Origin of the sequence: Pseudomonas sp. GL-RE-26 (genome assembly GCF_019956275.1) — a bacterium.
Lineage (GTDB): Bacteria > Pseudomonadota > Gammaproteobacteria > Pseudomonadales > Pseudomonadaceae > Aquipseudomonas > Aquipseudomonas grandcourensis.
The window spans coordinates 151,701-165,754 of sequence record NZ_JAHBDI010000083.1 but is presented as its reverse complement, the minus strand read 5'-3'; the positions used below and the strand labels follow the sequence as shown (position 1 = coordinate 165,754).

The window sequence follows — 14,054 nt, the reverse complement described above, 5'->3', positions numbered from 1 at the left end:
TCGCAACGGCGCACTCGCCTGTTCCAGCTTGAAACCGCTTTTGCTGAAGTCTGGACGCTGGCGACAAGCCTGGAGCTGGCGGGCGACACTATCCGCAGGTGTCGGCGACGGCTTTCTCAGCTCGTTTGAATTCCTGTTTGACGTCGGTGGGGATGCGTTGCTTTTTCATTTCCTGACCGAGGAAGGGTTGTTCGCCTCGGGATTGAACCTCAGCGTTCTCGGCGGATATCTGCGCCTCGATGGCAGCGGCGTGCCTGTCGATGACGGCATCGACTTCGGCTTCATTCTTGGCGGTATCGAGCGCCAGAACCAACTGGCCGGCCTCGGCTTTTTCGGCTTCGGCATAGGCTTCGACCGTCAACCCGGAGGCAAAGGCTCGTGCCTGGGTTTCCAGTCCATTGAGATGCTCCCGGGCGGCCTTGCAGACCGCTTCCTGCCGCTGGTCCTGGATGTGTTCCCAAGTGTTCAACCCATAAATCGCGGTCCCGAGAACCAGAAGGGTTGCAGCGGCCCCCATTAATTTGCCTTTCACTTTTGGCGCCCTCAAATGGCAAGGGAAGGGTGTTGCGTAAACGATTCCCGATTCAATTCGAGTTAGGAAAAGCGTAGCAGAGCTGTTCGGGGTGAAAGTGCGCCGATAGCACCCCGAGATTCGGCTCGACACTAAGCGTCTGTTTTAATGAACAATTTTTTTTGTTTGGGCTTCCCATATGAGGAAAATGTTGGTAAATTTGCGCCCACTCTTGCAGCGGCCCTCAGGGAGCCAGTCGCGAGAGCAGGCAACAGGTCTTGTTGCCACTCAAGAAAGCGAGTGCCAGGCACTCATCGCAACAGATACAGGGGCGTCGCCAAGCGGTAAGGCAGCAGGTTTTGATCCTGCCATGCGTTGGTTCGAATCCAGCCGCCCCTGCCATTTTTTATTCCCACATAATCAGATAACACTCGACCGACGGTTATTATTCGTCGATTCGTTGTTTTTTTGCCTCCCGTTCGCCCATCTACCGCTACCGAAAGCGCTCCGGGATAGCCTCGGCAAACGGATACAAGGAAAAATACGGTCTTGCCTCGTCGATCACCCGCTTGACCGAGGGCCTTTGGATCAACCTGTCGAAATAAGCACTCAAGTGGCGATGATCGTCAGGAAAGGGTACGAGGGTGCTGGCGTAGAATAGCGCCGGAGCAGCGGCGCAATCGGCCATGCTGAAGGCGGGGCTGGCTGCCCAGGTGTTTGCGGCCAACTGGCGTTCAAGCATGCCGTACGCCGTCATCAGCGCAGCACGTTCGCGGGTCAGGTCGCCGTTTGCGGCATAGATTCGGTCAGCGACGATCTTCTGCATCGGCACCTGGACATGCAGGTCGAAAAAACGGTCCCACAGGCGCACCTCCAACGCGGCTTGCCAATCATCCGGAATCAGGCGTGCCTGGCCGGGATGAAGCCGGTCCAGGTACTCAATGATCACGCTCGACTCGGGTACGTCCCGTTGGCGGTCGTGATCGCGGATCACCGGGAATTTGCAGAGTGGCCAAAGTGCTTGTAGCTCGGCCCGGTCAGCCTCGTTGCCCAGGTCGATGATCCTTTTTTCAAACTCGATTTCCAGTTCATACAGAGCGATCAGCGCTTTGTGGCAGAACGACGAGAGCGGATGGAAATAAAGAGTCAGTGACATCCTTCAATTCCTCGGTGGGATGGAAACCAGTTGATTATCCGTCGCCATCCGCCAATGCGCGAGGTGCTCCAGCCTGATGTCCGGCGCCTGCTGTTCGGGTTAGAGTACAAGTCTCTGGCCTGAACTTCAGGCATGCCACGTTTATGGTCATATTGCCATGCACCAGATCGGACTCATTGTTTACCCCGGTTTCCAGGTTCTGGGCCTGGCCATGTGTGCCGCCTTCGAGTTGGCCAACAGTGCCGGTGACGAGCCGTTGTACCGCATTGCCTTGCTGTCCGAGCCGGGCGGCCTGGTGCAAACGTCCGCCGGTTTTGCTGTGCAGACCGAAGCGTTCGACCAGCGCGGGTTCGATACGCTGCTGGTGCTGGGCGACAACCTGATCCGCCCGACCACGCCAGGCATGCTGGAGTTTTTGCGCCGTGCCAGTCATGGCACCCGGCGTCTGGGTTCGATTTGCACGGGGGCGATTGCCTTGGCGGAGGCGGGGTTGCTCGATGGTCGGCGGGCGACCACCCATTGGGCGCATGTGCCGGCCTTTCGCAAGGCGTACCCGAACGTGAAGGTCGAGGAAGACCGGATCTTCATCAATGACGGCCACCTGTGGACGGCTGCCGGCATGAGCGCATGCGTGGATCTGGCTTTGGCGCTGGTGGAGAACGATCTGGGCGCCGACGTGGCACGCAAGGTAGCGCGGCAATTGGTGGTGTATCACCGGCGTTCGGGCGGGCAGTCGCAGTTTTCGGTGATGCTGGAACTGGCCCCCAAGACCGATCGCATACAGGCCGCGCTGAACTACGCCAAGCAGAATCTCAAGTCCGCGCTGTCAGTCGAAGAACTGGCCAGCGCGGCCAATCTCAGCCCTCGGCAATTCAGCCGGGTGTTTCATGCCGAAACCGGCCAGTCTCCGGCCAAGGCCATCGAAAGCCTGCGGGTCGAGTCGGCGCGGTTGATGATGGAAACCGGGCGGCACTCCATCGATGTGGTGGCGACGGACACCGGCTTTGGTGACCGGGAACGTATGCGCCGCGCATTTATTCGGGCGTTCGGGCAGCCGCCGCAGGTGATCCAGCGTGCCAATCGGGGCTGAATCATGATGTCCTGAAAGGTGGTGTATACGACATTCAAGCCTTTTTATTATATGCGTAATCTTGATCTTGTTGAAACGTATCCCTCAATGAGATCACCGCCATGACCCTCGTCAAAGCCGCCGCCGTACAAATCAGCCCTGTTCTTTACAGCCGTGAAGGCACCGTCGACAAAGTGGTGCAGAAGATTCTCGAACTCGGCGAACAGGGTGTGCAATTCGCCGTGTTCCCGGAAACCGTCGTGCCGTACTACCCGTACTTTTCCTACGTGCAGTCACCGTTCGAAATGGCCGCCGAACACCTCAAGCTGCTGGACCAGGCGGTCACCGTGCCTTCGGCCGCCACCGATGCCATCGGCGCTGCGGCCAGGCAAGCGGGCATGGTCGTGTCCATCGGCGTCAACGAGCGCGATGGCGGCACGCTGTACAACACGCAGTTGCTGTTCGATGCCGACGGCTCGCTGATCCAGCGTCGCCGCAAGATTTCCCCGACCTACCACGAGCGCATGATCTGGGGCATGGGCGACGGCTCCGGCCTGCGGGCCGTCGACAGCGCGGTCGGGCGCATCGGGCAACTGGCCTGCTGGGAGCATTTCAACCCGCTGGCCCGTTATGCCTTGATGGCCGATGGCGAACAGATCCATGCGGCGATGTACCCGGGGTCGTTTGCCGGTCCCCAGTTCGCCGCGCAAATGGAAGTCAGCATTCGCCAGCATGCCCTGGAGGCCGCGTGCTTTGTGGTCAACTCGACGGCGTGGCTGTACCCCGAACAACAGGCGCAGATCATGGCCGACACCGGTTGCGCCATCGGCCCGATCTCCGGCGGTTGCTATACCGCGATCATCAGCCCGGATGGCACGGTCCTGGGTTCGTTGCAGGAAGGTGAGGGCGAGGTGATCGCCGACCTCGACATGGGCCTGATCGACAAGCGCAAGCGCATGATGGATTCCCGCGGCCACTACAGCCGCCCGGAACTGCTGAGCCTGCTGATCGACCGCACCCCGCAATCCCAAGTGCATGAACGCAGCGCGCATCCGAAACTGGCCGTACAGATCGGGCTGGAAGAAGTGATGGGTTAGTTCCGGGCAAAAAAACAGGGGACTTTATGGAAGTCCCCTTTTTGTTTGTCTGCGTTGCAACTTTCGTTTCAGCGCCGCCAGATGAAACGCGCCAGCAACGCATCGATGCTGAACTTACCGGCACCCGACAGTAGCAGCGGCGTGAGGGCCACAAGGTAGATCAAAGGCAGCTTGAAGTTGCCGTAACCCTTGTTGCTGATGGCATAGCCTTGGGCGAGTTCACTGAGGCTGTGCCAGTCGGCGGGCCAATGCACGGCGGCGGTTGCGACGAGGGTCACCACCATCAGGCTCAACGCCGAAAAGCGTGTGCCCAGGCCCACCAGCAAGGTTACGGCGAAGATCAGTTCGGCCCACATCGACAGCTCCCAATTCAGCGTCGCTGGAAGGTGGTCGAACGGAAACGGGAAGCGCGCCTGGATATCGGTGAACCAGTTCTGGCCGTTGAATTTCTCCAGGCCGGATTCGAGGAATTCCCAGGAGAGGAACACCCGCAGCGCCAGGGGGGCAACCCAGTCGCCGGCACGGTCGAGGTTCAGGTGCAGGCCTTTGACGGCCGAAGAAATGGAGGTGCTCATGGACGTTGCTCTCTTTCAGGTCAGGGAGGCGGGGCAACGGCATGCCCCGTGAGTTGAGCGCTTTGATCGGCGTGGCCAATCGACAGGCGTATTTCATCAATGGGGTGTATCTGCGGTGTGTCGTTGTGGCGGGGTTTTGAGTGCGGGGTGTGTCTGGGGCGGGGCTGTATACATTGAGATACGTAACCGGTACCCCTGTGGGAGCGAGCCTGCTCCGGGCGGCGATTCGACGATGGTGGAGTGTCAGACGCTATTGATGTTGGATGGAATGGCCTCTTCGCGAGCAGGCTCGCTCCCACAGGGAAATTGCTATACATTTTCCGACCGCCCACAGCATGGTGATACCGCTTCATGTCCCTCGCGCTCGAACGTCTAGTCGCTGGCACGCCAATCCCTTTCGCCGGTAATCGTGTCACTGTCGTCAGCCCCGAACTGGCGCAACGCTTCCAGCCCGGTGACCACCTGCTGGTGGAGCAGGTCAGTGGTGAGTTGCTGCTGATCCCCGTGGCGGACCAGCAAGCGGCCAACGTCGCGATCGAGCGCGCCCAGGCGGCATTCACCGCGCTGTCGGCGGTGTCCGATCAAGCCATCAGCGCCTTCTTCGACCTGTTCGCCCAACGCCTGGAAACCCCGGAATGCTGGGCCTTGATCGAAGCCGCCAACCTGGCCGACATCGAACGGGCCAAGGCGCGCGGTCGCTCGACCACCCGGTTGCTGGCCGATGAGCGCATGCGTCGCGACATGATCGCCGGCCTGCGCGCGTGGCGTGATGCAGCGGCCAGCCGTGGCAAAGTGATCAGTTGCGTCGAGCACGATGGCTGGAAAGTCGAGCAAGTGGTCTCGCCGCTGGGCATCGTCGCGTTCGTCTTCGAAGGCCGGCCGAATGTGTTTGCCGACGCGGCCGGTGTATTGCGCACCGGCAACACCGCCGTGCTGCGCATCGGCAGTGATGCGTTGGGCACGGCCCAGGCGATCGTCACCCATGCACTGAACCCTGCACTGAGCGACGCCGGCTTGCCGGCCGGTGCCGTGTCGCTGGTGGAAAGTGTCAACCACGCCGCCGGTTGGGCGATGTTCGCTGACCGGCGCCTGTCATTGGCGGTGGCCCGTGGTTCGGGTCGCGCCGTCAGCCAGTTGGGCAGCATCGCCCAGCAGGCCGGCACGGCGGTCAGCCTGCACGGCACCGGTGGCGCGTGGCTGATCGCTAACGCCGATGCCGACGCCAAGCGTTTTGCCGCCGTGGTGCGCAACTCCCTGGACCGCAAGGTCTGCAACACACTGAACGTCTGCCTGATTCACCGCGACCGTGCCGCTGAACTGGTGCCGCTGTTCCTCGACGCACTCAAACAGGCCGGTACCGCACGGGGGCAGGGTTGCAAGCTGCACATCGTCGAAGGCAGCGAGCCGCACCTGCCGCAAGACTGGCTGGCTGCAACGGTCCAGGTGTACCGCACCGAAGGCTATCAGAGCGAGGCGCAGGCCGAGCCGTTGCCGGAAGACCAATTGGGCCGTGAATGGGAGTGGGAAGAAACCCCGGAAGTCAGCCTGAAGATCGTCGACGACCTGGACGATGCCATTGCCTTGTTCAATCGCTACAGCCCGCAATTCACGGTGTCCTTGATCAGTGAAAGTGCCGAGGCTCAGGAGCGTTTCTACAACGCGGTCAACGCGCCTTTTGTCGGCAATGGCATCACCCGTTGGGTCGACGGCCAGTACGCGTTGAACAAGCCGGAACTGGGGCTTTCGAACTGGGAGAGCGGGCGCCTGTTTGCTCGCAGTGCGATTCTCTCCGGTGATGGCGTGTTCACCATCCGTAGCCGCATGACCCAGGTCGATCTGGGCGTCAAACGCTGAACCCTGCGGGAGCTGGCTCGCTCCCACATCTGGTTTTCGCTCCAACATAAAAAAGGCCTGCTCCTTATCGGGAGCAGGCCTTGTTTATCAATAAGTCAGTAATGACTCATTTCAATTAGTAGAACCGGTCAATCACCCGAACTTCGTTCTGGTTCTGCATCGAGGCCCAGGCCTGTTTCAGGGTTTGTAGAACATTACCGATGAAGTCCTTGTCGGCTGCGGCTTTTTTGCCGACATAGCCCTGGCCGCGACGGTACATCTTCAGTCGGGCCAGCAGGTTCTGGTTGTTCTGGTCGAACTCTGCTTCATGGGCGTGCGGCGACAGGCAGTCGATATGAACCTGGCCACACTTGCTGATCCAGAGAATATGGTTGTCGTGGCTGTCTTTCTTTGCAGCGAAGATACGAGCCAGTTCATCGATAGTTGGTTGATTGTTCAGATTCATCATAAACCCCTTGACCAATTGGTGATCTTTCAAAGTTGATTCGCTAATACAGGTAGCCCATCGGTTAGTTGATCCCTGGCACCGAAACCAGGACGTCAGCGTTCGACCGCCTTATCGGGCGGGGTCCTGCGTCTGTTGCATGTAGTCGTGTTGAATAACTGCTACGCAATAGCGTCACAACGAAGAGAAGCGGCGAAAACCTTAAGGCCACTGCCGACATTTTCAGGGTCGGCCACAAGCTTCATGAGGATTGCTCGCCAAGTCTTCTCGCCCTTGTACTGGACGTTCAGGCCAGGTCAGCTTCTTCAATCTGCCTTGTGGGCAGCGTGTATCCGGGAAAAACAGCTCGGCGGTCAGACGAGCTTGCTCAAACGTGTTGCCTGTACTCCCGATCGGGGAGACGTCTGCATCATGCAAGGGCAAATCGGAGGCGTCAACGGTTTTGTAGTGAATATTTTCAGTCACTACATATTGTCGGACAAAGCTGTTGGGAATTAGCAGGCGGAGTCGAAGGTGTGTCGGTCAGGACGACAAGGACGGACACTCAAAGCGGTAAAAAGTGCAGGGATAACGGTCAACCACCTGCTGATGCAAGGTGAAACCGTCAACGTTGAGCCCCGGCATCACGGCGGCCCAGAACAGGCGTGCCGGCTGGTTCGCCTCGATGTGGAAAATCTGCCATTGACCGGGGAATCGGCTCAAGAGGGTGGAAACGACAAATCGCGCGACGCCCCGGCCACGGAAGCGTCGACTGACAAACAGATAGCCGATGTTGTAGTCGGCACCGGGTAGATGGACCTGGTTATCCACGCTCACGAAGCCGGCCAGTTCACTGTCGACCTTGATCAGGAATGGCCGGGTGGCCGGGTTTCGCCAGTAGTCGGGCATGGGCAGGATGTTGAACAAACCGTATTCGCCCAGTTTCAGCGGCAACCATTCGCTGAAGTCGTAGGTGTAGAACTGCATCAGGTTCTCGATGGTTTCCAGTTCATCGCGTTGGGCGGCGTGCAGTTCTATCGAAGGCATACGAAGTGGCTCCTGATCGGCCAAGGGACACCATTGATTATGGCCGGCGTCGCACGACCCTGTGGCAAGGGAGCTTGCTCCCGTTGAGTCGCGAAGCGGCTCTCGCTTTCAAACAAAATCATTGGGCCTGCTGCGCAGTCCAGCGGGAGCAAGCTCCCTCGCCACAGGGTTCGGTGGCGGGTTTAAGTATTGCTTGCCGGCTTTGCCCTGCGCTTGGTGCCGCTTGCTGGTTTGCGTGGGGTGCTCTTGCGTTTCTTCTTCCATGGGGCTGCGGCGGAGCCGCCGGGCGGTGGGCCGCTGATGGTCAGGCTCAGCCCGGCGCAGCGGCTGACCTGCTTGCTCATCCACGCCGCCTGTTTGGTGACGAACTCTTCCAGGCTCATTTCGCCGCTTTGCACCATGTCCAGGGCTTGCTCCCAGATCGCCGTAGTGCCCGGATCGGCGATGGCCCGCGGTACGGCGTCGATCAGGCTGAACGCGGCCGGCGTGGCGGCCAGGGCCTTACCGTTCTTGACCAGATAACCACGGTCGAGCAGGCCCTGAATGATCGACGCGCGAGTCGCTTCGGTGCCGATGCCGGTAGTGTCCTTGAGCTTTTGCTTGAGCAGCGGGTCTTGCACCAGTTTGGCGACATTCTTCATGGCCTTGATCAGGTCGCCTTCCGTGAACGGCTTTGGCGGTTGCGTCCACAGGTCCTTGAATTGCACGCCGGCCACTGCGCAATCGATGCCTTCGGCCAGGTTGGGCAAAGTCTGTGGCGCCGGGGCTTCGCGCCCCTTGGCCGGAGCCAGTGCTTCGGGCAGGGCGCGTTTCCAGCCCGGCTCGATGATCTGCTTGCCGACAGCGCGCAGGCCCTCTCCAGCACAGTCGAAGTCGGCCTGGGTGCGATCGTATTCGTGATTGGGCAGGAACTGCGCCAGGTATCGGGCGCGGATCAGTGTGTAGACCGCACGCTGTTTGCCCGCCAGGCGTTCGAGATTTTTTGCCGCAGCCGTGGGGATGATGCCGTGGTGCGCGCTGACCTTGGCATCGTTCCAGGCCCGTGAGCGCCGTTGCGGATCAAGGTGATCGTGCAAGGCGTTCAACGCCGGATCGGCCTGGCGCAATGCCGCCAGAATGGCCGGTGCCTCGCTGTGCTGGCTGAGGGGCAAGTAGCCGCAATCACTGCGCGGATAAGTAATGACTTTGTGGGTTTCGTAGAGCGCCTGGGCGATGTCGAGGGTTTCCTGGGCGCCGAGGCCGAGCTTCTTCGAGCAGACCTCCTGCAGGGTGCCCAGATCGAACGGCAGCGGGGCCACTTCGCGCATTCGTTCGGTGCGCAGCTTGATCACCCGCGCACTGGCCGCGCCGCTCATGGCGGCCGCCGCTTGTTGTGCCAGCGCCTGGTTCAGGCAGCGGTCCTGATCGTCGCAAAGCTCCGATGCCGCGCGCCATTGAGCGGTGAATGCGGTGCCGTTGTGCAGCAGTTGCACGTCGATGGCCCAATAGGGGACGGGCACAAAGTCGGCGATGCTGCGATCGCGATCCACCACCAGGCGCAAGGTAGGCGTTTGCACCCGGCCCACCGGCAACACGCCTTGATAGCCGGACTGGCGCCCCAGCAGGGTGAACAGCCGGCTCATGTTCATGCCGATCAGCCAGTCGGCCCGGGAACGCCCGAGGGCCGAGTGATAGAGGCTGAAGGTTTCGTTCCCCGGTTTGAGGGCCGCGAGGGCCTTGCGGATGGACGCATCGTCCAGCGCCGACAGCCAGAGGCGGCGGATCGGTCCGCGATAGCGGCAATGCTCCACCAGTTCCCGGGCGATCATCTCGCCCTCGCGGTCGGCGTCCGTGGCAATGATCAGTTCGGAGGCTTCGCCGAGCAGGCGTTTGACCGCCTTGTACTGGCTGGCGGTACGCGGCTTGACGGTCATTTTCCATTTTTCGGGAATGATCGGCAGGTCGGCCAGCACCCAGCGCTTGTAGCGCGCGTCGTAGGCATCCGGCGGTGCTGTTTCCAGCAGGTGGCCGATGCACCAGGTCACCGTGATGTCTGTTCCCAGCCAGCAGCCATCGCCCCGGCGCCGGGCGCCTAGGACTGCCGCAATGTCTTTGGCCTGGGAAGGTTTTTCACAGAGGTACAGCCGCATAACCACCATCGTCGATCTATGTGTCAGGGGTGCACAGAATGGCGCTTGATGAGCGATGGAGCAATCTTTATCTGTATGGATGTACAGCTTTGTATGTCGCTCCCGTTCGGCTGCGAAGCAGTCGCGAGGGTAAAACTTGGGTTATACCTGATAAATCGAGGTTTCAGGTTTTGGGGCTGCTGCGTAGCCCATCGCGGGCAAGCCACGCTCCCACATCGATTTGCAGGTCCATCACCGTCATGAGGAACGTTTTCCATGAAAAGCTCCGGTCCTAGTCCTGTCATCACCATCGCCGAGCAGCCTGGCTGTCTGCTGGTGAGATTTCACGGCATTCAAGTGGCCGCCTCGGCGCGAGCACTGGTGTTGCTGGAGGCCAACTACCCGCCGGTGTACTACGTGCCGCGAGAGGACATCGACGAGAAGTACTTCGCCCGCACCGACCACACCAGTTATTGCCCGTACAAGGGCGATGCCAGCTATTTCAGCCTGCAGGTGCCGGGGCATGAAAGTGCCAACGCAGTGTGGAGTTACGAGGATCCCAAGGTGTCGGTGGAGCAAATCCGCGGATACCTGGCGTTCTATCCGGATCAAGTGAAGTTCGAGTTGCTTGATGCCGAGGTCTGATCGGGGTTGATCGCCGCGACGAGGGAGCCAGCTCCCTCGTCGACAGGCATTGCCTCAGTTCTTGTCGAGATCCACGTTGCGCGTTTCGCGCAGACAAATCATCCCCACCACCAGGCTCACCCCGGTGATCACCACCGGGTACCACAGCCCGTAGAAGATGTCCCCGGTGTACACCACCAACGCGAACGATACGGTCGGCAGGAAACCGCCGAACCAGCCGTTGCCGATGTGGTAGGGCAGGGACATCGAGGTGTAGCGGATGCGGGTCGGGAACAGTTCGACCATCAACGCCGCCAGCGGGCCGTAGCACATCGCGGAGATGATGATCAGCGCGACGATCAGCGCCACGATCATCGGTTTGTTGATCTGCTGCATGTCAGCCTGTTGCGGGTAACCGGCGAGGGTCACGGCACCGCGCAGGGCGGCTTCGTCGAAACCATCGATCTTCACGTCACCGACGCTGACCTGCACGCCGCTGCCGGCCGGGGCCGCTGCGCTCTGGTATGGCAGACCCTGCTTGACCAGGAAGGTCTTGACCTTGTCGCACGGGCTGTCGAATTTCGCCTTGCCCACCGGGTCGAACTGGAAGGTGCAGGTGGCCGGGTCGGCCATCACGGTGATCGGTGCCTGGCGACTGGCCTGGTCGATGGCCGGGTTGGCGTAGTGGGCCAGGGTCTTGAAGATCGGGAAGTACAGCGCGGTGGCCAGCAGCAGGCCGATCATCAGCACCGGTTTACGCCCGACCTTGTCCGACAGCCAGCCGAAGAAGATGAAGAACGGCGCACCGATGGTCACGCTGACAATCAGCAGTCCATTGGCCACCGCCGGGTCCATTTTCAGGAACTGGGTGAGGAAGAACAGCACATAGAATTGCGCGGCGTAGAAGGTCACCGCTTGCCCGGCATTGATGCTGAACAGCGCGATCAGCACCACCTTGAGGTTTTCCCATTTGCCGAAGGAGTCGCGAATCGGTTGTTTGCACAGCTTGCCTTCTTCTTTCATTTTCACGAAGGCCGGCGACTCATGCAGGCTCATACGAATCCAGGTCGAGATGCCCAGCAGCACGATGGAAAACAGGAACGGAATGCGCCAGCCCCAGACTTCGAACTGGTCACCGGTGAAGTAGCGGCAGCCCAACACCACCAGCAGCGACAGCAGCAGGCCCAGAGTCGCGGTGGACTGAATCCAGCTGGTGTGGAAGCCCCGCTTGCCGACGGGCGCGTGCTCGGCGACATAGGTCGCGGCGCCGCCGTATTCACCGCCCAGGGCCAGGCCCTGGAGCATGCGCAGCACCACCAGGATGATCGGCGCGGCGATGCCGATGCTGGCGTAGGTCGGCAGCAGCCCAACGCAGAACGTCGCCAGGCCCATGAGGATGATGGTGGCGAGGAAGGTGTACTTGCGCCCGATCATGTCCCCCAACCGCCCGAACACCAGCGCGCCGAACGGCCGGACGATGAAGCCGGCGGCGAAGGCCATCAGGGCAAAGATAAACGCCGTGGTGTCGTTGACCCCGGCGAAGAACTGCTTGCTGATCACCGCCGCGAGGGCGCCATAGAGGAAAAAGTCGTACCACTCGAAGACCGTCCCGAGGGACGAGGCGAAGATGACTTTCTGGGTTTCCTGGCTGGTGCCCGCGCTGCGCACGGCTTCCAGGGTTTGAACGTTCTCTGACATACCGGTATCCCTCACAGTGATTGTTTTTGTTGTTCCACTGGTGTTGCGTGTTCCTTGCAGGGGTGATGCTCGATGTCCGTGAATCTGATGCGGTCCGGGAGCGGGCTTGCTCGCGAAAGCGTCGTGTCATTCAACATCAATGTGAATGATCCACCGCCTTCGCGAGTAAGCCCGCTCCCACAGGTGATGTGTTTACAGAAGGGTTGAGGATCATCTGCGCAGCCTTCTCGGCAATCATCAGCGTCGGCGAGCAGGTGTTGCCCGAGGTGATGCGCGGCATGATCGACGCATCGGCAATGCGCAGGCCGGGGATGCCGTGGACCTTGAGTTGCGCATCGACCACGGCGTCGGCGTCATTGCCCATGCGGCAGGTGCCCACCGGATGGAAAATCGTGGTGCCGATCCGTGCGGCGGCTTCGTGCAGTTGTTCTTCGCTTTGCAGGCTGTCACCGGGCAGGTATTCCACCGGATTGAAGGCGCGCAGTGCCGGGGCGGCGACGATGCGCCGGGTCAGGCGGATGGCGTCGGCGGCGACCCGCAGGTCCTCCGGGTGGCTCAGGTAATTGGGTTGGATCAGCGGGGCTTCTTGCGGATCGGCGGAGCGGATTTCCACCCGGCCACGGCTTTGCGGGCGCAGATCGCAGACCGATGCGGTGAACGCCGGGAAGGCATGCAGCGGTTCGCCAAAGCGCTCCAGCGACAGCGGTTGCACGTGATATTCGAGGTTGGCTGACGTCTGCTCCGGCCCCGAGCGGGCAAAGGCGCCCAACTGGCTCGGCGCCATGGACAGCGGGCCACTGCGGTCATACAGGTAGCGCAGGCCCATGCCCATCTTGCCCCACAGGCTGCCGGCAATCTGGTTCAGGGTGCGGGCATTTTCCAGCTTGTAGATCAGCCGCAGTTGCAGGTGATCCTGCAGGTTGCCACCGACGCCGGGTAGCTCATGGGCGACCCCAATACCCAGCCGCTCCAGCAGTGGACGCGGGCCGATACCGGAGCGTTGCAGGATGCTGGGCGAACCGACCGAGCCGGCACACAGGACGATCTCCTTGCGCGCCTTGAAGGTTTTCGCCTGGCCTTGCCAGCGGGCACTGACCGCCGAGGCGCGGCCATTGTCCAGCAGCACGCGGTCGACTTCGACACCGGTCAGCACGGTGAGATTGGGACGCTGGCGAATGGGTTTGAGAAAGGCCTTGGACGCGTTCCAGCGGATGCCGGCCTTCTGATTGACTTGGAAATAGCCGCAACCTTCGTTGTCGCCCTGGTTGAAGTCATCGATGCTGGCGATGCCGCTTTGTTCGGCGGCACTGCGGAAAGCGTCGAGAATCGGCCATGACAGGCGCTGGCGTTCAACTCGCCATTCGCCCGCGACGCCATGAAATTCGGCGGCACCGGCAAAGTGGTTTTCACTCTGCTTGAACAGCGGCAACACCTCTTGCCAGCTCCAGCCAGGGTTGCCGTCGGCGGCCCAGCGGTCGTAGTCGCCGGCCTGGCCGCGCATGTAGATCATGCCGTTGATCGAGGAGCAGCCACCCAGTACCTTGCCGCGCGGGTAGCTCAGGGCGCGGCCTTGCAGGCCCGGTTGCGCTTCGGTCTTGAAGCACCAGTCGGTGCGCGGGTTGCCGATGCAAAACAGGTAGCCCACGGGGATGTGAATCCACGCGTAGTTGTCGCGACCACCGGCCTCGAGCAGCAACACGCGATGTTGCGCATTGGCCGACAAACGATTGGCCAGCAGACATCCGGCCGGCCCGGCCCCGACCACGATGTAATCGTATTCATCAAGGGAAGTCTGCATCCCTGACCTCGCGTTGTTGTTCTTGTTGTCTGTCATCCTAGTTGTTAGCTTTCGTCAAAAGAATGTTAGTTTTTGCGCAGCCGCTGTGCGTTT

General features: G+C 60.8%; 12 protein-coding genes and 1 tRNA gene. 5 read left to right on the top strand and 8 right to left on the bottom strand.

The features are described from left to right. Positions 1-88 precede the first annotated feature (88 nt). The gene (locus KGB07_RS28415; protein ID WP_046037354.1) at positions 89-517 is read right to left on the bottom strand and encodes a hypothetical protein; all 429 of its coding nucleotides are present in this window, start codon (positions 515-517) and stop codon (positions 89-91) included. Between the two features lie 321 nt (positions 518-838). On the opposite strand from KGB07_RS28415, the gene KGB07_RS28410 reads away from it, so the two are divergent. Further along, positions 839-913 (top strand) — tRNA-Gln (locus KGB07_RS28410). 91 nt (positions 914-1,004) lie between these two features. Here KGB07_RS28410 and KGB07_RS28405 read toward each other — a convergent pair. Continuing rightward, complete coding sequence (locus KGB07_RS28405; protein WP_046037353.1) at positions 1,005-1,667, bottom strand: glutathione S-transferase family protein; 663 nt, start codon at positions 1,665-1,667, stop codon at positions 1,005-1,007. A 157-nt stretch (positions 1,668-1,824) separates the two neighbouring features. On the opposite strand from KGB07_RS28405, the gene KGB07_RS28400 reads away from it, so the two are divergent. Both KGB07_RS28400 and KGB07_RS28395 read left to right on the top strand, forming a co-directional pair. Then, positions 1,825-2,757 (top strand): GlxA family transcriptional regulator, encoded by a 933-nt coding sequence (locus KGB07_RS28400; protein WP_046037351.1) that lies wholly within the window; start codon positions 1,825-1,827, stop codon positions 2,755-2,757. A 101-nt stretch (positions 2,758-2,858) separates the two neighbouring features. Next, entirely contained in the window at positions 2,859-3,833 is a 975-nt protein-coding gene (locus KGB07_RS28395) for a nitrilase-related carbon-nitrogen hydrolase (protein ID WP_046037349.1), read from the top strand. Between the two features lie 68 nt (positions 3,834-3,901). Here the strand turns inward: KGB07_RS28395 and KGB07_RS28390 are convergent, their stop codons facing one another. Beyond that, positions 3,902-4,408 (bottom strand): DoxX family protein, encoded by a 507-nt coding sequence (locus KGB07_RS28390; protein WP_046037347.1) that lies wholly within the window; start codon positions 4,406-4,408, stop codon positions 3,902-3,904. A 351-nt stretch (positions 4,409-4,759) separates the two neighbouring features. Between KGB07_RS28390 and KGB07_RS28385 the strand changes: the two genes are divergently transcribed. Continuing rightward, positions 4,760-6,262, top strand: a complete 1,503-nt coding sequence (locus tag KGB07_RS28385; protein ID WP_223467338.1) for an aldehyde dehydrogenase family protein — start codon at positions 4,760-4,762, stop codon at positions 6,260-6,262. Between the two features lie 115 nt (positions 6,263-6,377). On the opposite strand, the gene KGB07_RS28380 is transcribed toward KGB07_RS28385, so the two are convergent. The 3 genes from KGB07_RS28380 to KGB07_RS28370 all read right to left on the bottom strand — a co-directional run bounded on the left by KGB07_RS28380 (position 6,378) and on the right by KGB07_RS28370 (position 9,862). Then, positions 6,378-6,707 (bottom strand): hypothetical protein, encoded by a 330-nt coding sequence (locus KGB07_RS28380; RefSeq protein ID WP_032829393.1) that lies wholly within the window; start codon positions 6,705-6,707, stop codon positions 6,378-6,380. 522 nt (positions 6,708-7,229) lie between these two features. After that, complete coding sequence (locus tag KGB07_RS28375; protein ID WP_046037340.1) at positions 7,230-7,733, bottom strand: GNAT family N-acetyltransferase; 504 nt, start codon at positions 7,731-7,733, stop codon at positions 7,230-7,232. A 182-nt stretch (positions 7,734-7,915) separates the two neighbouring features. Next, entirely contained in the window at positions 7,916-9,862 is a 1,947-nt protein-coding gene (locus KGB07_RS28370) for a DNA topoisomerase III (protein WP_263290511.1), read from the bottom strand. Between the two features lie 255 nt (positions 9,863-10,117). On the opposite strand from KGB07_RS28370, the gene KGB07_RS28365 reads away from it, so the two are divergent. After that, positions 10,118-10,486: a DUF427 domain-containing protein gene (locus KGB07_RS28365; RefSeq protein WP_008046975.1), complete on the top strand. Its 369-nt coding sequence runs from the start codon at positions 10,118-10,120 to the stop codon at positions 10,484-10,486. Positions 10,487-10,540: 54 nt separating this feature from the next. On the opposite strand, the gene KGB07_RS28360 is transcribed toward KGB07_RS28365, so the two are convergent. Both KGB07_RS28360 and KGB07_RS28355 read right to left on the bottom strand, forming a co-directional pair. Beyond that, positions 10,541-12,163 (bottom strand): MFS transporter, encoded by a 1,623-nt coding sequence (locus KGB07_RS28360; RefSeq protein ID WP_223467334.1) that lies wholly within the window; start codon positions 12,161-12,163, stop codon positions 10,541-10,543. Positions 12,164-12,299: 136 nt separating this feature from the next. Continuing rightward, a complete protein-coding gene (locus tag KGB07_RS28355; protein ID WP_046037335.1) occupies positions 12,300-13,961 on the bottom strand; it encodes a GMC family oxidoreductase in 1,662 nt (553 codons plus the stop codon). Between the last annotated feature and the right edge of the window lie 93 nt (positions 13,962-14,054).